Genomic DNA, 18,147 nt, shown 5'->3' with positions numbered 1-18,147 from the left:
CCACCGCCGGCGAGAGGGGCGGAGACACCGCCGTACTCGTCGTGCGCGTGGTTGTCATGTGCATGCTCATGCATGCTCTGGACCGCCGCCGGGCGGAGCTTCCCCACTCTCACAAGGAGCCACGATGCTGAGAAAGCTGGTGGTGGCCGGGGTCTCCCTGGCCGTCACACTCGGCGGGGTGGTGGTCCCGGCCACCCTCGCCTCCGCGGCGCCGGCCACCGCACCCCGCGCCGGAAAGCCCGGGCCGACCCCCGTCGCCAAGGCCGTCGCCGCCGCCGACCAGGCCGCGCGCAGCGGCCTCGACGCGCTCGCCAAGGGCCCCGAGGAGCAGTACGACCGGCGTCAGGTCACCCCCTGGGTGAAGGGCCTGTACTCCGTCGCGTACGAGCGCTCCTACCGGGGCCTTCCGGTCGTGGGCGGCGACGCGGTCGTGCTGGCCGACGGCGAGGGCACGGTCCGCTCGGTCCAGTCCGCCACCAAGGCCAGGATCTCGGTCTCCACCAGGGCCCGGGTCACGGCCGCACAGGCGGTCAGGACCAGCCGCGCCCGGCTCGCGGAGGTCGAGAAGGTCGACTCCAGGCGACTGGTGGTCCGGGTCCGGAACAACACCGCCGCCCTCGCCTGGGAGACCGTGCTCACCGGACGCACCGAGGCCGGCGTACCGAGCAGGCTGCACGTCTTCGTCGACGCGCGCACCGGCAAGGTCCTCGACGCCTACGACGACGTACGGGCCGGCAGCGGCACCAGCAGGTGGAACGGGCCCAACCCCCTGACCATCGACACCTCCCGGTCGGGCACCTCCTACGTGCTGCGCGACACCACGCGCCCCGGCCTCCAGTGTTCGGACCACAGCGGCGGACTGTTCACCAAGTCCACCGACAACTGGGGCACGGGCGACCCCAGGAGCAAGGAGACCGGCTGCGTGGACGCCATGTTCGCCGCGCAGAAGGAGTCGGACATGCTCAAGAACTGGCTCGGCCGCAACGGCCACAACGGCAACGGCGGAAGCTGGCCGGTGCGCGTGGGGCTGGGCGAGCTGAACGCCTACTGGGACGGCTCCACGATCACCATCGGCCACAACAGCGCGGGCCAGTGGATCGCCGGAATCGACGTGGTCGGCCACGAGTTCGGCCACGGCCTGGACTCCTACACGCCCGGCGGCGCCCATCACGAGAGCGGCCTGGGCGAGGCCACCGGCGACATCATGGGCGCCCTCACCGAGGCGTACGCCGACGAGCCGTCGCCGTACGACACCCCCGACTACACCGTCGGCGAGATGATCAACCTCCAGGGCCGCGGCCCGATCCGCAACATGTACAACCCCAGCCAGGTCAACAACGACCCCAACTGCTACTCCGCGTCGATCCCGCAGACGGAGGAGCACGCCGCGGCGGGCCCGCTCAACCACTGGTTCTACCTGCTCGCCGAGGGCTCCAGCCCCGGCGGCGGCAAGCCCTCCAGCCCCACCTGCAACGGCCGCACGGTGACCGGCGTCGGCATCCAGAACGCGGGCCGGATCTTCTACGGCGGCATGCTGCTGAAGACCAGCGGCATGACCTACAAGCGCTACCGCACCGCCACCCTGACCTCGGCGAAGAACCTGGACGCGAGCTGCGGCCTGTTCAACGCCACCAAGGCCGCCTGGGACGCGATCAGCATCCCCGCCCAGGCCGGTGACCCCACCTGCACCGGGCAGCAGACCGACTTCTCGCTGGCCCTCAGCCCGGCCTCGGGCAGCGTCGACGCCGGCGCCTCGGCGCGCGCCACCGTCGCCACCACCACCGTCTCCGGCAGCGCCCAGCAGGTCTCGCTGACCGCCTCCGGCGCGCCCGCCGGCGTGAACGTCTCCTTCAGCCCGGCCACCGTCACCTCCGGTGACAGCTCCACCCTGACGGTGTCCACCTCGCCCTCCACGCCCGCCGGGACCTACTCGATCACGGTCACCGGCACCGCGGGCGCCAGGACCCACACCGCCCAGTACACGCTGAGGGTGGGCGGCGGTGGCGGCGACCCGTCCACCCCGCCGGACGTCGACGTGGCGCAGGTGCAGGCGCATCTGGCCCAGCTGAACACCATCGCCTCGCAGAACGGCGGCAACCGCCGCTCCACCACCGCCGGTTACCGGGCCTCCCTCGCCTACGTCAAGGGCAAGCTCCAGGCGGCCGGTTACACGGTCACCGAGCAGGCCTGCACCTCCGGCTGCACCGCGGGCGCCGGCAACAACCTGATCGCCGAGTGGCCGCAGGGCGACGCGAACAGCGTCTACATGTTCGGCGCGCACCTCGACAGCGTGTCCGCCGGACCCGGCATCAACGACAACGGCTCCGGCTCCGCCGCCCTGCTGGAGACCGCGCTGACCCTCGCACGGACCAACCCCACCATGGAGAACCGGGTCCGCTTCGCCTGGTGGACCGACGAGGAACAGGGCCTCAACGGCTCCGACTTCTACGCCAGGACGCTCTCCGGCACGGATCGCTCGAAGATCAGGGCGTACTACAACTTCGACATGGTCGCCTCGCTCAACGGCGGCTACTTCATCAACAACCTGAACTCGGCGGCCTCCGCCCCGATGAAGGCGTACTGGGACTCCCTGGGCCTGGCACCCCAGGAGAACGTCGAGGGCCAGGGCCGTTCCGACGACTCCTCCTTCCAGCAGGTCGGCATCCCCACCTCCGGTTACGCCACCGGAGCCTCGGCCGTGAAGTCCGCCACCGAGGCCGCCAAGTGGGGCGGCACCGCGGGCCGTGCCTACGACTCGTGCTACCACTCCGCCTGCGACACCACGAGCAACATCAACGCGACCGCGCTGAACCGCAGCGCGGACGGGATCGCCCACACGATCTGGAAGACGGCCGTCGGTGACACGCCCACCCCGGCGAACGACTTCTCGATCTCCGCGAACCCCGCCACCGGCTCCGTCGACCCGGGCTCCTCCGCCACGGTGACCGTCTCCACCGCCACCACCAGCGGCGACGCCCAGAGCGTCAGGCTGTCGGCATCGGGTGCCCCGGCAGGCGTGAACGTGTCGTTCAGCCCGGCCTCGGTGACCTCCGGCCAGTCCTCGACCGCCACGGTCCAGGCCGCGGCGGGCACGGCCGCGGGCACCTACACCCTGACCTTCACCGGGACGGGCGAGGTCAGCCACACCACCACCTTCACCCTCACCGTGAACGGCGGTGGCGGCCAGACCACCTGGCGGCCGGGCGCCACCTACACGGCCGGGGACGTCGTGACCTACAACGGCGTCAGCTACCGGTGCATCCAGGGTCACACGGCCTACCCGGGCTGGGAGCCGCCGAACGTTCCCGCCCTGTGGGAGCCCATCTGACCTGACCCACGGACGCGCACACCGGCCCGGCCGGCCCTCGTGAACTCGGGGGCCGGCCGGGCCGTCGTTCTGTCAGCGGTCGTTAACAGCGGCGAAAGTTTCGATACGGGGAGCCTGCCTCCCGATCAAGAAATTGGAGTGTGTGCGGGGGCTTGATCGTCCAACTTGAAGCCTCACTGGAATGAGCTGCGTAAATGGCCTGGCGGGGACGGTATTTGGTCGGCGAAGCTTTCGAAATCCGTGCCGAAACTGTTGACAGTTGTCAGGGGCAGATCAACACTCGACGACACCTCACCAGGAGGAAGCGAGGAGGAAGCACCGACATGAACGCACTCGCGCATCCCAAGGGCCGTGGCGGCGGCCGGCTCAGACTGCTCGTCACCAGCGCCTGGGCCATCGCACTGGCCGCCATGGCGGCCATGCTGCTGCCCGGCGCCGCCAGTGCCGACACGACCATCACGTCCAACCAGACCGGCACCAACAACGGGTACTACTACTCGTTCTGGACGGACAGTCAGGGCACCGTCTCCATGAACATGGGCTCCGGCGGCAACTACAGCACCTCATGGAGCAACACCGGCAACTTCGTCGCGGGCAAGGGCTGGAGCACCGGCGGCCGAAAGGCGGTCACCTACTCGGGAAGCTTCAACCCGTCCGGCAACGCGTACCTGTCCCTGTACGGGTGGACCACCAACCCGCTCGTCGAGTACTACATCGTCGACAACTGGGGCACCTACCGGCCCACCGGGACGTACAAGGGCACGGTCGCCAGCGACGGCGGCACCTACGACATCTACGAGACCACCCGCTACAACGCCCCCTCCATCGAGGGCACCAAGACCTTCAACCAGTACTGGAGCGTGCGGCAGTCCAAGCGGACCGGTGGCACCATCACCACCGGCAACCACTTCGACGCCTGGGCGAGTCACGGCATGAACCTGGGCTCCTTCAACTACATGATCCTCGCGACCGAGGGCTACCAGAGCAGCGGCAACTCCAACATCACGGTCGGCGGTTCGGACTCCGGCGGCGGCGGTGGCGGTGGGGGCGGCACCGGCGGGGGCTGTACCGCGACGCTGTCGGCGGGCCAGTCGTGGAGTGACCGGTACAACCTGAACGTCTCGGTCAGCGGTTCCAGCAACTGGACGGTGACGATGAAGGTTCCCTCGCCGGAGAAGGTGATGGCGACCTGGAACGTGACCGCGAGCTATCCCGACGCCCAGACGCTGGTGGCCAGGCCCAACGGCAACGGCAACAACTGGGGCGTGACCGTCCAGAAGAACGGCAGCACCACCTGGCCCACGGTCACCTGCACCGCGAGCTGACCCCGCCCGCACGAGACACGAGAGGAGGACACCGTCCATGCGCACCACACCACGCGGGCCGTGGCGCTCCATGGTCGCCCGACTGGCCGTGACCGCGCTGGCCGTGGCGGGCGTCTCCGCCGTCGACGCCACCGCCTCGCACGCCGCGACCTGCAACGGGTACGTCGGACTCACCTTCGACGACGGCCCGTCCAATGACCACACCCCGGCACTGCTCAGCGCGCTCAAGCAGAACGGGCTGCGGGCCACCATGTTCAACGAGGGCCAGTACGCCGCCGCGTACCCCGCCCAGGTGAAGGCCGAGATCGACGCCGGCATGTGGGTCGGCAACCACAGCTACACCCACCCGCACCTGATCCAGGAGAGCCAGTCGCAGATCGACTCGGAGCTCTCCCGGACCCAGCAGGCCATCGCCGCCGCGGGCGGCGGCACACCGAAGCTGTTCCGCCCGCCCTACGGCGAGACCAACGCGACGCTGAAGTCGGTCGAGGCCAAGTACGGCCTGACCGAGATCATCTGGGACGTCGACTCCCAGGACTGGAACGGTGCGACCACCGACGCGATCGTGCAGGCCGTGGGCCGGCTCGGCAACGGGCAGATCATCCTCATGCACGAGTGGCCCGCCAACACCCTCGCCGCGATCCCGCGCATCGCGCAGACCCTGGCGAGCAAGGGCCTGTGCGCCGGCATGATCTCCCCGTCGACCGGCCGCGCGGTCGCCCCCGACGGGGGGTCCTCCGGCGGCGGTGGTGGCGGTGGGGGCGGCACCGGCGGGGGCTGTACCGCGACGCTGTCGGCGGGCCAGTCGTGGAGTGACCGGTACAACCTGAACGTCTCGGTCAGCGGTTCCAGCAACTGGACGGTGACGATGAAGGTTCCCTCGCCGGAGAAGGTGATGGCGACCTGGAACGTGACCGCGAGCTATCCCGACGCCCAGACGCTGGTGGCCAGGCCCAACGGCAACGGCAACAACTGGGGCGTGACCGTCCAGAAGAACGGCAGCACCACCTGGCCCACGGTCACCTGCTCCGCGAGCTGACCCCTGCCGATCCGGCGCGGCGGCCTCATGACCGCCGCGCCACGGCCGTTGCCCGAGGCCCGCCTCCTTCGGCCTACTTCGTCGCCCCCTGGGCGAAGCCGTTGTAGATGTAGCGCTGGAGGAACAGGAAGACCAGCAGGGTCGGCAGGATGACCAGGACCGCCCCGGCGGAGATCGCCTCCCAGTGCGCGCCGAAGGGGCCCTTGAACCGGAACAGCGCCGTGGAGATCGTGCCCAGGTCCTCCGAGGGCATGTAGAGGAAGGGGATGTAGAAGTCGTTGTAGGTGGTGATGCCCTTGATGATCACCACCGTGGCGATCGCCGGCTTGAGCATCGGAAAGATGATCCTGCGGTAGATGGTGAAGGCGTTCGCCCCGTCCAGTCGGGCCGCTTCGTCCAGGGAGACGGGGATGGACCGGATGAACTGGAGGAAGATGTAGATCGACACGATGTCGGTCCCCATGTAGAGCAGGATCGGCGCCCAGCGGGTGTCGAACAGGCCGAAGCCGTTGACCACCTGGAAGGTCGCCACCTGCGTCGTCACGCCCGGCACCAGGGTGGCGACCAGGAACAGTGCCATGACGAGCTTCTTGAGGCGGAACTCGAAGCGGTCGATGGCGTACGCGGTCATCGAGCCGATCAGCACGGTGCCCGTGACGGAGAACAGCAGGATGAAGGCCGTGTTGCCGAACGCCGTGAGCATGTGGCCGTCGGTGAAGGCCGTCGCGTAGTTGGAGAAGTTGAGCCAGTCGCGCGGCAGGCTCAGCGCGCCGGTGCCGTCTGCCACTTCGCGGGGTGTCTTCAGCGAGGTCAGGAAGACGACGACGAGCGGGGCGAGCACCACGAGCGAGGCGACGACCAGGGACAGGTACGTCAGCACGGTGGCGCCGCCGGGGCGCCTGCGCCGGGCCGGGGCGAGACGCGGCGCGGGGGCTGTGGGAGCGGTCATGTCAGATCCGCCTTCTCGTCGGGCACCAGCCGGCGCTGGATCCAGGTGATCAGCAGGATGATCAGCAGCAGCACCACGGCGCAGGCCGAGGCCAGGCCGGTCTTGTTGAACTGGAAGGCGAGCTTGACCGTCTGGATGACGAAGGTCTGGGTGCCGGTCGCGCCGCCGGTCATGATGTACGGGATCTCGAAGACGGACAGCGACCCGGAGATCGCCAGAATGACGCTCAGACTGAGCACGGGCCGGATGCTCGGGGCGATCAGGTGCCGGAACTGCTGCAGGCGGCTCGCACCGTCGAGCTGGGCCGCCTCGTACAGTTCGCCGGGGATGGACTGGATCGCACCGAGGAACAGCACGAAGTTCAGACCCGTGAAACGCCACACGGACACCCCGGCCAGGGAGATGTTGGCCGAGTGCGGGTCGCCGAGGAAGGCGTGGTCGCCGCCGGCGCCGAAGAGGGACAGGATCGCGTCGAGGGTGCCGCCGTCCTGGAAGAAGTACAGGAAGACGAAGCCGATCGCGACGCCGTTGACGAGATAGGGGAAGAACAGGATCCCCTTGAAGAGGTTGCGCAGCCGCAGGTCGAAGCTGAGGACCGTGGCGAAGTACAGCGCGATCGCGATCTGCACGGCGGAGGCGGCGAGGTAGTACAGGCTCACGGAGAACACCCGGAACAGCTCGGGCCGGGTGAACAACTCGGTGTAGTTGTCGGCGCCGACGAAGTTCCGGTCGGGGCTGACGCCGTCCCAGTCGGTGAAGCTGTAGTAGATCATGTTCCCCACCGGCACGTAGGTGAACGTGATCAGCAGCGCCAGGGGGACGAGCAGGAACAGCCAGGGGGTGGCGCGGCGCAGACCGCGGTCGCGCCAGGAGCGGCGCCGGGCGCCGGTACGGTCCGCCCTCTTGAGGGGGACGGGCGGTGGGAGGGAAGGGTGGACGGGCGGTGGTGTCGCGACGCGGGGGACATCGCTCATGTCTCGCATGTCGCTGGTGTCGGTCATGTCGGCGGGGCCTTTCGTCGTCCGCGAGGAGCGCTCGTGCGGTCGGCGCGCGGCGCACCGGGTCCCGGCCCCGACGCGATGGGGCGTGCGGGAGCCCGGTGTGCCGGCCGCCGGGTCACAGTCCGGCGGTCCGCCTGGCCTCGGCCCAGCGCTTGTCGAGGTCGGCGAAGTAGTCCTGGAGCGAGCCCTTCTGGGCGCCGCGGGCGATGTCGACGAGCTTCTGCCGGTAGTCCTGCTTGTTCAGGCCGATCTCGGAGGCGTTGTCGATGGTGTTGACCTCGGCGGTCTTCGCCTCGGACCGCTCGATCATCTTGACATCGTTGTCAACGTAGTCCTTCAGTGTGTCCGGCAGTGCGGCGGACCTCAGCGGAGAGACGGCGCCCTCGGTGGCCGCGTAGCCGGACTTCCCGGTGAACCAGTCGATCCAGGCGCGGGCGGCGGCCTTGTGCCCGGAGTGGATGTTCACGGCCTGCTGGTAGTCCGACAGCAGCGTGGCGCAGAAGTGGCCGTCCTTCTGCATCGGGAACGGCATGAAGCCGATGTCGTCGGGGTTCGTGCCGGCCTTCTTCGCGGCGTCCCGCATCTGCGTGATCGCCCAGGAGCCCAGCAGCATGCTGCCGATCCTCCCCTTGGCCAGGAGCGCCTTGGAGCCCTCCCAGTTGGTGGTGGTCGGGTCCTTCTCGGAGAGCCCGTCGTGGACGATGTCGTAGAGCAGGGTGTCGATCACCTGGAGGTCGCTGCCCTCGGTCCACGGCTTGTCCGTGCCGGCCAGGGCGTCCGAGGCCCTGGTGTCGCAGCTGACCGATCCGACGCTGTTGGTCCAGGGGCTGCTGAGCGGCCAGCCGTCCTTGAAGTTGGTGTAGTAGGGGGTCTCGCCGGTCCTGTCCTTGATCGCCTTCAGGTCGTCGAGGAACTGTCGCGGAGTGGTGGGCCAGGCGGTGATGCCGGCCTTCTTCCACAGGGCCTTGTTGTAGACGAAGCCGTTGGCCGTGCCGAAGCTCGCGATGCCGTAGACCTTGCCGTCGACGTCCGTCTTGTCGGTGAAGCGGTACGTGCCCCGCAGGGAGGCCGTGGATCCCAGTGGCGCGAAGAACTTCGGGTAGTCCCCCTTGGCGATGACCGCGGGGATCATCAGGACGTCCCCGTAGTTCGCCGTGTTCATACGGATCTTGACTTCGCCCTCGTAGTCGGTGATGCCCTCGAACTTCACCTTCACCTTCGGGTAGATCTTGCCGAACTCGTCCGCGTACCTCTTCATCGCGCCGTTCTGCACGAGGTCGGTGCGGTGGGTCAGAACGGTGATGGTGCCCGAGACGGCCTCCGGGTCCGTCGGCGCGGTGGCGGTCTCGTTCGACGGTGTGCCCCCTGAACTGCACCCCGCGACGGCCAGCATCGCGGTGGTGAGCAGAGCGGCGCTCAGCGTCTTCCTCCCCATGTGCCCAACTCCTTCCGGGGGTTACGGCTCGGGCTCCGACGTTGACGGCACTATGGCAGCCGCTAGTGAACCGGTAAAGCTGAGAGATTACCCGCGATATCCAATCGTTATCCGTCACTGTGTGCCACTGCCCTCTCTGCGCCTTTCACCTGCACTGACTTCTCGATGGTGCGACGGGGTAAGGGACTAGACCGGTTCATGAAGCTGGCGTTAGGTTGAGTGCGTCGCAGAGAACTGGCCCGCCCCGCCCTGCCGATAGGAGCCGCACATGAAGGACGTCATCCAGCTCAGCGAGGGCTGGAGCCTGCACCACGACGGGACGCGGCTGCCCGCCACGGTCCCCGGCTGCGTCCACACCGACCTGCTGGCCGCCGGCGTGATCCCCGACCCCTACCTAGGGCGCAACGAGCAGCAGGTCGCGTGGGTGGGGCACCGGGCGTGGACGTACACCCGCGACCTGGCGGCGGACGACACCGCCCCCGGCTTCCACGAACGCACCGACCTCGTCTTCGACGGCCTCGACACCGCCGCCGTGATCACGGTGGACGGCCGGGAGCTCGGCCGCACCCGCAACATGCACCGCCGCTACCGCTTCGACGTCACCGGCGTCCACGGCGGGCTGCGCGTGGACTTCGCCTCCGCGTACGACGAGGCGGCGTCCGTGCGCGCGCTGACCGGTGAACGGCCGGGCGTCTATCCGGAACCGCTCCAGTACATCCGCAAGATGGCCTGCAACTTCGGCTGGGACTGGGGCCCGACCCTGGTGACCGCCGGTATCTGGCGCCCGGTCCGGCTGGAGCGGTGGTCGACGGCCCGGCTGGCCCGGGTGCGCCCGCTGGTCACGGTCGCCGACGGCGAGGGCCGGGTGGAGCTCCATGTCGAGCTGGAACGCACCGCCCGGGGCGTGGGCCGCCGGCTCGCCCTGCGGGCCACGGTGGCGGGCGCCGAGGCGCGTGCCGTGGTGGACGGCGAGCACGCGGTGCTGCACCTGCGGGTGCCCGAGGCCGCGCTCTGGTGGCCACGGGGGTACGGGGAACAGCCTCTCCACGACCTGGAGTTGACCCTGCTGGACCAGGCTGCGGACCAGGCCCGGACGCTGGACTCCTGGCGGCGCCGGATCGGATTCAGGACCGTCGAGATCGACCGCTCCCGCGACGAGCACGGCACGGGCTTCACCTTCGTCGTCAACGGCGTACGGCTCTTCGCCCGCGGCGTGAACTGGATCCCCGACGACGCCTTCCCGTCCCGCGTCACACCCGAGCGCTACCGGACCCGGCTGCGGCAGGCCGCCGAGGCGGGCGTGGATCTCGTACGGATCTGGGGCGGCGGCATCTACGAGGACGACGCCTTCTACGACGCCTGCGACGAACTCGGGCTCATGGTCTGGCAGGACTTCCTCTTCGCCTGCGCCGCCTACCCCGAGGAGCAGCCGCTGCGCGGCGAGGTGGAGGCGGAAGCACGCGACAACGTTGTCCGACTGATGCCGCACCCCAGCCTCGTCCTGTGGAACGGCAACAACGAGAACCTCTGGGGCTTCCGCGACTGGGACTGGGAGCCCGCTCTCGCCGGCGACTCCTGGGGCGGCGGCTACTACCTGGACCTGCTGCCCCGCGTCGTCGCCGACCTGGACCCCACCCGCCCCTACACCGCGGGCAGCCCCTGGTCCGGCTCGTGGGAGCACCACCCCAACGACCCCGCGCACGGCACCCACCACTCCTGGGAGGTGTGGAACCGGCGCGACTACGCCGACTACCGCGCCTCGGTGCCCCGCTTCGTCGCCGAGTTCGGCTGGCAGGGTCCGCCCGCGATGACGACGCTGCGCCGCGCGCTGCCCGGCGAGCGGCTCGCACCCGACTCCCCGGGCATGCTGCACCACCAGAAGGCCGAGGACGGAGCCGGGAAGCTCAACCGGGGCATCGCCCGCCACTTCACCCCGCCCGAGGACGACTTCGACCGCTGGCACTATCTCGCCCAACTGGTGCAGGCCCGCGCGGTGGCCGCCGGGATCGAGCACTGGCGCGCGCACTGGCCGGTGTGCGCCGGCACCGTGGTCTGGCAGCTCAACGACTGCTGGCCGGTCAGCTCCTGGGCGGCCATCGACGGCGACGGCCGCCCCAAGCCGCTCTACCACGAACTGCGCCGCGTCTACGCGGACCGCCTCCTCACGCTCCTGCCCCCGGCGGGGGACGCCGGGGCCCCGACCCTCGCCGTGGTCAACCAGTCCGCCGAGCCCTGGCACACCCCCGTCCGCCTGCGGCGGCTGCGCGCGGACGGATCCACCGTCCAGGAGACCGTGCTCGACGTGACGGCCGCGCCGCGCTCGGTGGTCCGCCCGACCGTCCCCGACGACCTGGTACCGGACCGGCGGTCGGCGAAGGAGTTCCTGGTGGCCGACGCCGACGGCCACCGGGCGCTGCACTTCCCCGTCCCCGACAAGGACTTCGCCCACCCCGCACCCCGCTACGACGTCGAGGTAGGCGCCCCGGCCCCGAGCCTGGACGGTGACGGCGGCGGTAGTGTCGAGGTCGTGGTGACAGCACAGACCCTGGTACGAGATCTCCTGCTGCAGGCCGACCGGCTCGGCCCGCACGCCGTCTGCGACAGCGGTCTGCGCACACTGCTGCCCGGCGAGCGGGCCCGGTTCCGGATCAGCGGGCTCACCGGCGACATCGGTACCAGTGTCAACACCGGCACCGATGCCAACGCGGTGCGTTCAGCCCTGTTCTGCGTGGAACCCCATTGAACCCTCCCCCTGCTGAAGCCGAGGGATTCCTGGCTCAAGCAGCTCGTTCGCTCGGCGAGCGGACCAGTCTGACGCTCTCAGCACCAGCCGGGACGGAACCTGCCCGGTTGCCCGTTAGGACAAAGGAGTTGCGCGTGCTTGGCTCTCGCAACGCACGACAGTCAGCTTACCGAACCGTGTGGGCAGTCTTTCGCCTTTTGGATGGAATCTCATTCCCTGCCCTGCTCCGCAGGGGGCCGATTCATCACCCGGCCCGAGCCGGAGCCTTCCTCGGAGGTTTCAGGTGAGCGCGCCCGCCGAACGCGTGACCATCAAGGACGTCGCGGCGGCCGCCGGCGTCTCCAAGGGTGCGGTGTCGCTGGCGTTCAACCACAAGCCGGGCGTCTCCGAGGCCACCCGCGAGCGCATCTTCGCCGCGGCCCGGCGGCTGGGCTGGGCGCCGAACTCCTCGGCGCGCAGCCTGTCCCGGCAGTCCGTCGACACCATCGGCCTGGCGATCTGCCGTCCGGCCCGGCTGCTGGGCCTGGAGCCGTTCTACATGGAGTTCATCTCCGGCATCGAGAGCGTGCTCGCCGAACGCCGCTGCTCCCTGCTGCTGCGCCTGGTCAGCAGCCTGGAGGAGGAGATCGTCCTCCAGGAGACCTGGTGGCGGGAGCGCCAGGTGGGCGGCTCCATCCTGGTCGACTTCCACCGCGACGACCCGCGCCTCGGCCCCCTCAGGGCGCTCGGGCTGCCGGCGGTGGCAGTGGGGCATCCCAGCCTGACCGGGGGACTGCCCTCGCTGTGGACCGACGACGCCACCGCCACCGCCGAGGCCGTGCGCTATCTGGCGGCCCTGGGCCACCGCAGGATCGCCCGCGTGGGCGGACCGGCGGACCTGGGCCACAGCGCCATCCGCTGGGCCGCCTTCCGGGAGACGATGGAGGGCCTCGGCCTGGACGACGGCCTGCACGCGGAGACCGGCTTCTCCGGCGAGGAGGGCGCCCGCGCCACCCGCTCGCTGCTGCTCACGGCCGACCGCCCCACGGCGATCGTCTACGACAACGACCTCATGGCCGTCGCCGGGCTGGGCGTGGCGGCGGAGATGGGCATCTCCGTCCCCGACGAGCTGTCCCTGCTCGCCTGGGACGACTCCCAACTGTGCCGGCTCACCCATCCGACCCTGTCGGCCATGAGCCACGACGTGCACGGCTTCGGCGCGCAGGTGGCGCGGGTGCTGTTCGAGGTGATCGCGGGTGAGGACGTCCCGTCCCGCCCGGTGGCGACCCCCTCGCTCGTCCCGCGCGCGTCCACGGCACCGCCGCGGCCGTAGGCGGGGGCGGGGCGGGAGTGCGACGCGCCCGCGGTGCTCTTGGTGCTCGTGGTGCTGTGGTGCCCGCGGTGCCTGCGGTGCCCGCGGTGCCTGCGGTGCCCGCGGTGCTTGCGGCCCCCGCCGGGTCGGCTGGGCGCGACGCGGCCGCGGGCACTACGCGGGCTTGCGGCTCCCGGGTCTCGGCTGGGTCTCTGGTCTTTGGCCTCCGGCCCCGGTCGGTCTGCGGCTCCCGGGTCTCGGCTGGTGTCTGGTCTCTGGCCCCGGTCGGTCTGCGACTCCCAGGTCTCGGCTGGTCCCTGGCCACTGCCCCGGCCGACTTGCGGCTACGAAGGCCGGCGGCCTTGGCGAATTCGGCCTGGTCGGCGGTCTGCGGCTCCGGCTGGTCCGTGGATCTCGCGCCTGGGCCGGGGTGTGGCGGTGGCCTGTGGTCCCCGGCGAATCCGGCCGGTCTGCGGCCTGCGGCCCTGGTTGGTCGCTGGATCCCGCGCGTCGGAGGGAGCGCGACGCGGGGCTGCGGCCCCGGCGTACCTGGACGGTCTGCGGCTCCGGTGCTCCGCACGTCCCTGCGTGTCCCCATGTCTCGCGGGTCTGCGGTCTCGCCGGTTTATGGTCCCGCGGGCCTGCGGGGACGTGCGGAGGGCTGTGCCACCGTCAGGAGGCGCGGCAGGGCCTCTCTCCGGCAGGTTGGCGCAAACCCTCCGATCATTCCTTGCCCCTTCCCTTCCGGGTGGTCAGGAGGTGGGGGCGATGGTGCAGGTGCGGCCGTTGAGGGTGAAGGCGGCGGGGACGCCGTTGCCGCCCGTCGAGGAGCCGTTCAGGCCGAAGCTCACCTGGCCGCCCGCGGGGATGGTGCGGGTCCAGGACTCGTTGGTGGCGCTGACCTGGTTGCCGCTCTGCGTCGCCTTCGCGTTCCAGACCGAGTTGATCCGCTGGCCGCCCTGGAAGGCGAAGTCCAGTTCCCACCCGTCGACCGCCTGGGTGGAGAGGTTGCGGATGGTGACGTCCGCGTTGAAGCTGCTGCCCCAGTCGCTCAGCTTGTAGCCGACGGCGCAGGCGGCGGCGGTGTCGCCGCGGCCGGTGGTGGCGGTGACGGTGGCCGAGCGCGGTGAGCGGTTGCCGGCCGCGTCGTGGGCGTAGACGGCGAAGGCGTAGGTGGTGTTCGCCGTGAGGCCGGTGACGGTGACGCCGGTCGTCGCCGAGGAGGCGACGGCGGTCTCCGTGGTGCCGTCGACACGTACGACGTCGTAGCCGGTGACCGCGGTGTCGTCGGTGGCGGCCGGCCAGGTCAGGCGGAGGCTGTCGGCCGTGGCGTCGGAGGCGGTCGGCATGCCCGGCGCGGTGGGCGGTGTGGTGTCGGCGCTGCCGCCCGAGAAGACAGTGGCCTCCTTCGCGGTGGCCTTGATGCCGTTGGCGCCGTCGAAGAGCCGCTGGCCCCAGGCCGTGGGCTTGCTCGCGTCGAAGTTCTGGACGAGGTCGAGGTATTCGACGCCGCCGCTGTTGCCGCTCCAGGACCAGCCCAGGTAGCCGATGCCCAGCGACTGGGCAGTGGACATGATGGCATCCTCGTCGGGGTCGCCGTCGGAGTGCATGTTGCCGAACTCGCCGACGACCACGGGCAGGTTCGCGCTGACGAAGTGGTCGAGGTAGTCGGTGACCTCGGCGGCGGTGTCGTAGACGCCGTACATGTGGATGTCGAAGACGGTGTTCCGGTCGGGGTCGGCGGCGAAGACACCGGCGGCGTTGTCGCGCATCGTGAACGACCAGTCCTGGCCCCAGTTGGGGGCGTCGACCATGAGGGTGTGGTCGATGCCGCCGGCGCGCAGCCGGGCGATGGCGGTCTCGGTGTCGTTGGTCCAGGTGCCGTAACCGGCGTTCCCGTACGGCTCGTTGCCGATGTCGACGATGACGTACTTCTCCTGGCCCGCGAGGGCGTCCTTGATGCTCAGCCAGTAGTCGACGGCCTTGGACAGCGGTACCGCGGCACCCGCCTCGCCGTTGCCGGTGGTGTCGTGGGCCTCCAGGACGCACACGAGGCGGTTCTGCTTGCACTGGTCGATCACGTGGGTGACGTCCGCGGTGTCGTTCCTGGTCCACTGGTCGCCCGTGCTGAGCACGACCCGCACGGAGTTGGCGCCCTTCGCCTTGATGTCCTTCAGCGCCTGGTCGGTGCGGCTGGAGTACCAGGTGTGGGCGTGGTTGACGCCGCGCAGGACGAAGTCCGCGCCGTTGGCGTCGAGCAGGCGGCCGTCGCGGACCTGGAACCCGGCGGTGGCGGTCGCGGTGGCGTCGGTGGTGGCGGCCTCGGCGTGCGGGGTGAAGGCCAGAAGAGAGGCGCACAGGGCGAGGACGGTGCCTGTGGCGGCGGTGAGTCTTCTTCTCATGGGGTGCTCCCGGGTCGAGGGGGCACGACAGGTGGGAAATTGCGAAAGTCTCGCTGATGGAAACCGGTTCAGCGCGGGTTCAGTACGTTCTGTGGTGCCTCATTCCTGTCGGTGCGCTCCCTGGCGTGGGTGCGGGAGCGCTGTTCGCTCCCGCCGGGCGACCACTGTGTCGGGAGCGGGTGACGTTGTCCAGAAGGCGTGGAGGGTTTAGAAGGTGTTTAGTGAATTCTTTCCGGTGCGCAGCGGGGCGCGGCAATCTTGCGCGGGCGATAAACCGGTATATTCGCCCTGATCTCTGATTGAGCGAGGCGTGGGGGCGACGGTGACGACGGGCCGGGTGTCGTCGCGCACCGTGTCGCTGTTGGGCCGAACAGGTGACATGGCGTAAGAATTGGCTGATGCAGGCGATCAGCGCGAGTCAGGTCAGGGGGAGCCGGTGAACAGCTACGACGTCACCGATGAACAGTGGGAGGGGCTCGCCCAGGTCGTCCCGTTGCGGGGCCGCGACGCCTGGCCGTCCGCGGTGAGCCACCGAGCGCTCCCGGAGGCGGAGACGGAGACGCGGCGCCGGTTCGTCGTGCTCAGGGTGAACGTGTTCGCGGACGCCCGTGATGTCGCCGAGACGCTGATGGCGGGCGTCCCGGTGCTGCTGGACCTCACCGGTGCCGAGACCGAGGTGGCCAAGCGGGTGCTGGACTTCAGCACGGGCGTCGTCTTCGGCCTGGCGAGCGGGATGCACCGGGTCGACCGGAACGTGTTCCTGCTGACGCCGGCCGGCACCGAGGTGAGCGGGCTGATGGAAGGGGCGGCGGCTCCCGGCGCGTGAGCCGGGACGGCGGACTGCCGGGGGCCGTCCCCCGATCGTAGGAAGGCGGGCCGGGCGGAACGGTTCGCCCGTGCGGTAGGGCCCTACCGTCCGGGCATGTCCGTGTTCCCGGCGTCCGCCATGCCCCTGTCCGAGCCGTCCTCGTCCGAGCCGTCCTCGTCCGAGCCGTCCTTGCCCGAGACGGCCTCGCCCAGGCCTGCTGCCGCGCCCCCGTCCGCGTCCCCGTCCACCTCCCGTACGTCCCCGAGCCCGACCCCGCCGGAGCGGCCGTGTGTCACCGAACTGCGGCTGTCCGCCTTCGCCGGGCACCGCGGCTCCCGCTTCCCGCTCGGGCCGCTCACGCTTCTGGCCGGGCCCAGCGGCTGCGGCAAGACCAGCGCGCTCAGGGCGTACGAGGCGCTCGCCCGGCTCGGCGGCGGTGCCGAACTCGACGAGGTGTTCCCGGATCCCGGCGCCTGCGTTCCCGAGCGCGCGCGGCCGGACGCCCAGCACCGCCGCGGATTCCGGATCGGCTGTACGGCGGACGGCCCCCAGGGGCCGGTGCGGCTGGATCTGGCCGTGCAGGCCGAGCCCGGACTGCGCGTCGTGGGGGAGAGGCTGACGGCCGGCGGGCGCGTCCTGCTGGAGACGGCGCTGCGCGATCCTGGCCGGCGGGCCGTCCAGGCGACCTGGTACACGGCCGGCTCGACGGTGGTGACCAGGGCGCCGCTGCCCGACGACCGGCTCGGCACCGCGCTGTTGCCGCTGCGGGTGGCCGGGAAGACCGAGGGGCAGCGGCAGGTGCTCGCCGCCGCGGAGCAGATGGTGGTCGCCCTGAGGTCGGTGTACGTGTGCCAGCCGCGGCCCGCACGGATGCGCGGGCCGGCGCCGGTCGGAACGGGACGTCTGATGCGCGGGTGCGACAACCTGGCCGCCGTCCTGTGGCGTACCCGCACCGAGTGCGGGCGGCGGCACGGGCTGCTGGTGGAGGCGGTGCGCGCCGGATGCGCGGGGCCGGTGGCCGATGTGCTCGCCGAGCCGGTGGGCGACGGGCGGGTGCGGGCGGTGCTGGATCGCGGGGACGGGGTGCGCACCGGGTTCGAGCGGCTGGGCGACGGCGAACTGCGGTACGCGGCGCTGGCGTTGGTGCTGCTGACGGGGCCGGGGGTGCTGGACGTCGACCCGGTGGGGGAGGTGCCGGCGGCGTTGCAGACGCTGACGGTGCTCTGCGACGACTTCGGCACGGGGCTGGACCCCCGGCAGCGCGACGGGCTGCTGCGGCTGGCGGCGCGGATGTGCGAACGGGGCCACATCCGCCTCGCCGGGGCGGTGAGCGACGGGGAGTGGGCGGGTGCGGTGGGGGAGGCGGGACAGGCGCGAGTGGTAGACCTGGTGCGGTGACCGATCACCATGAGGAACGCGAGGAGTCCCGGGGCCCCGGGGACGTGGACCTGGCCGGGTTGCAGCGCCGGCTCGCGGAGTTCGCCGCCGCGCGCGACTGGCAGCCGTACCACACCCCGAAGAACCTGGTGGCCGCGCTCAGCGTGGAGGCGTCCGAACTGGTCGAGATCTTCCAGTGGCTGACTCCGGAGGAGTCGGCGCGGGTCATGGCCGACCCGGAGACCGCCCACCGTGTGCGCGACGAGGTGGCGGACGTCCTCGCCTATCTGCTGCAACTGTGCGAAGTGCTCGACGTGGATCCCCTGGCAGCGCTCTCGGCGAAGATCGACCGCATGGTCGGTCGCGTAGTCGCCGAGGGCCGCCGCGACCAGCCGGGTGTCGTTGGTGCGCAGGGCGTCGCGCACGAGCGGCAGACCGCCGTCGCCGAC

11 protein-coding genes and 2 pseudogenes are annotated in these 18,147 nt (G+C 70.6%); 8 read left to right on the top strand and 5 right to left on the bottom strand.

All coding sequences use genetic code 11. The features are described from left to right. Nucleotides 1-124: 124 nt before the first annotated feature. From ABZ484_RS12150 to ABZ484_RS12140, 3 genes are all read left to right on the top strand, one after another. On the top strand, nucleotides 125-3,328 hold the full coding sequence (locus ABZ484_RS12150; RefSeq protein ID WP_358865799.1) for a M28 family peptidase: 3,204 nt from the start codon (nucleotides 125-127) through the stop codon (nucleotides 3,326-3,328). 323 nt (nucleotides 3,329-3,651) lie between these two features. Further along, on the top strand, nucleotides 3,652-4,653 hold the full coding sequence (locus tag ABZ484_RS12145) for a glycoside hydrolase family 11 protein (RefSeq protein ID WP_358865798.1): 1,002 nt from the start codon (nucleotides 3,652-3,654) through the stop codon (nucleotides 4,651-4,653). A gap of 37 nt (nucleotides 4,654-4,690) precedes the next feature. Beyond that, nucleotides 4,691-5,692, top strand: a complete 1,002-nt coding sequence (locus ABZ484_RS12140) for a polysaccharide deacetylase family protein (protein ID WP_358865797.1) — start codon at nucleotides 4,691-4,693, stop codon at nucleotides 5,690-5,692. Nucleotides 5,693-5,765: 73 nt separating this feature from the next. Here ABZ484_RS12140 and ABZ484_RS12135 read toward each other — a convergent pair whose 3' ends face one another. The 3 genes from ABZ484_RS12135 to ABZ484_RS12125 all read right to left on the bottom strand — a co-directional run bounded on the left by ABZ484_RS12135 (nucleotide 5,766) and on the right by ABZ484_RS12125 (nucleotide 9,077). Further along, nucleotides 5,766-6,641 carry a carbohydrate ABC transporter permease gene (locus ABZ484_RS12135; protein ID WP_358865796.1) on the bottom strand — a complete coding sequence of 292 codons (876 nt, stop codon included), beginning with the start codon at nucleotides 6,639-6,641 and terminating at the stop codon, nucleotides 5,766-5,768. Then, on the bottom strand, nucleotides 6,638-7,642 hold the full coding sequence (locus tag ABZ484_RS12130; RefSeq protein WP_358865795.1) for a sugar ABC transporter permease: 1,005 nt from the start codon (nucleotides 7,640-7,642) through the stop codon (nucleotides 6,638-6,640). Before ABZ484_RS12130 ends, ABZ484_RS12135 begins: the two co-directional genes overlap by 4 nt. Nucleotides 7,643-7,757: 115 nt before the next feature. Then, nucleotides 7,758-9,077 carry an extracellular solute-binding protein gene (locus ABZ484_RS12125; RefSeq protein WP_358865794.1) on the bottom strand — a complete coding sequence of 440 codons (1,320 nt, stop codon included), beginning with the start codon at nucleotides 9,075-9,077 and terminating at the stop codon, nucleotides 7,758-7,760. 268 nt (nucleotides 9,078-9,345) lie between these two features. On the opposite strand from ABZ484_RS12125, the gene ABZ484_RS12120 reads away from it, so the two are divergent. Both ABZ484_RS12120 and ABZ484_RS12115 read left to right on the top strand, forming a co-directional pair. After that, on the top strand, nucleotides 9,346-11,820 hold the full coding sequence (locus ABZ484_RS12120; protein WP_358865793.1) for a glycoside hydrolase family 2 protein: 2,475 nt from the start codon (nucleotides 9,346-9,348) through the stop codon (nucleotides 11,818-11,820). A 283-nt stretch (nucleotides 11,821-12,103) separates the two neighbouring features. After that, the gene (locus ABZ484_RS12115) at nucleotides 12,104-13,132 is read left to right on the top strand and encodes a LacI family DNA-binding transcriptional regulator (protein ID WP_358865792.1); all 1,029 of its coding nucleotides are present in this window, start codon (nucleotides 12,104-12,106) and stop codon (nucleotides 13,130-13,132) included. Between the two features lie 731 nt (nucleotides 13,133-13,863). Here the strand turns inward: ABZ484_RS12115 and ABZ484_RS12110 are convergent. After that, nucleotides 13,864-15,513: a cellulase family glycosylhydrolase gene (locus ABZ484_RS12110; protein ID WP_358865791.1), complete on the bottom strand. Its 1,650-nt coding sequence runs from the start codon at nucleotides 15,511-15,513 to the stop codon at nucleotides 13,864-13,866. 436 nt (nucleotides 15,514-15,949) lie between these two features. Here ABZ484_RS12110 and ABZ484_RS12105 point away from each other — a divergent pair, with 436 nt between their 5' ends. The 3 genes and pseudogenes from ABZ484_RS12105 to ABZ484_RS12095 all read left to right on the top strand — a co-directional run. Beyond that, entirely contained in the window at nucleotides 15,950-16,339 is a 390-nt protein-coding gene (locus tag ABZ484_RS12105; RefSeq protein WP_358865790.1) for a cell division protein SepF, read from the top strand. A 96-nt stretch (nucleotides 16,340-16,435) separates the two neighbouring features. Next, nucleotides 16,436-17,719, top strand: a complete 1,284-nt coding sequence (locus ABZ484_RS12100; RefSeq protein ID WP_358865789.1) for an ATP-binding protein — start codon at nucleotides 16,436-16,438, stop codon at nucleotides 17,717-17,719. Nucleotides 17,720-17,763: 44 nt separating this feature from the next. Then, nucleotides 17,764-18,051 (top strand): annotated as a pseudogene (locus ABZ484_RS12095) (nucleotide pyrophosphohydrolase); the annotation flags it as partial. 9 nt (nucleotides 18,052-18,060) lie between these two features. Here the strand turns inward: ABZ484_RS12095 and ABZ484_RS12090 are convergent. Beyond that, nucleotides 18,061-18,147 (bottom strand): annotated as a pseudogene (locus ABZ484_RS12090) (sugar phosphate isomerase); the annotation flags it as partial.

The sequence above is a fragment of the Streptomyces sp. NPDC006393 genome (genome assembly GCF_040628575.1).
GTDB lineage: Bacteria > Actinomycetota > Actinomycetes > Streptomycetales > Streptomycetaceae > Streptomyces.
This window is presented reverse-complemented; position numbering and strand designations above follow the sequence as displayed.

Excerpts from the sequence above, each read along its gene's own strand:
- ABZ484_RS12150 (WP_358865799.1), top strand. The coding sequence starts at position 125 with ATGCTGAGAAAGCTGGTGGTGGCCGGGGTCTCCCTGGCCGTCACACTC.
- ABZ484_RS12145 (WP_358865798.1), top strand. The coding sequence starts at position 3,652 with ATGAACGCACTCGCGCATCCCAAGGGCCGTGGCGGCGGCCGGCTCAGA.
- ABZ484_RS12140 (WP_358865797.1), top strand. The coding sequence starts at position 4,691 with ATGCGCACCACACCACGCGGGCCGTGGCGCTCCATGGTCGCCCGACTG.
- ABZ484_RS12135 (WP_358865796.1), bottom strand. The coding sequence starts at position 6,641 with ATGACCGCTCCCACAGCCCCCGCGCCGCGTCTCGCCCCGGCCCGGCGC.
- ABZ484_RS12130 (WP_358865795.1), bottom strand. The coding sequence starts at position 7,642 with ATGACCGACACCAGCGACATGCGAGACATGAGCGATGTCCCCCGCGTC.
- ABZ484_RS12125 (WP_358865794.1), bottom strand. The coding sequence starts at position 9,077 with ATGGGGAGGAAGACGCTGAGCGCCGCTCTGCTCACCACCGCGATGCTG.
- ABZ484_RS12120 (WP_358865793.1), top strand. The coding sequence starts at position 9,346 with ATGAAGGACGTCATCCAGCTCAGCGAGGGCTGGAGCCTGCACCACGAC.
- ABZ484_RS12110 (WP_358865791.1), bottom strand. The coding sequence starts at position 15,513 with ATGAGAAGAAGACTCACCGCCGCCACAGGCACCGTCCTCGCCCTGTGC.
- ABZ484_RS12100 (WP_358865789.1), top strand. The coding sequence starts at position 16,436 with ATGTCCGTGTTCCCGGCGTCCGCCATGCCCCTGTCCGAGCCGTCCTCG.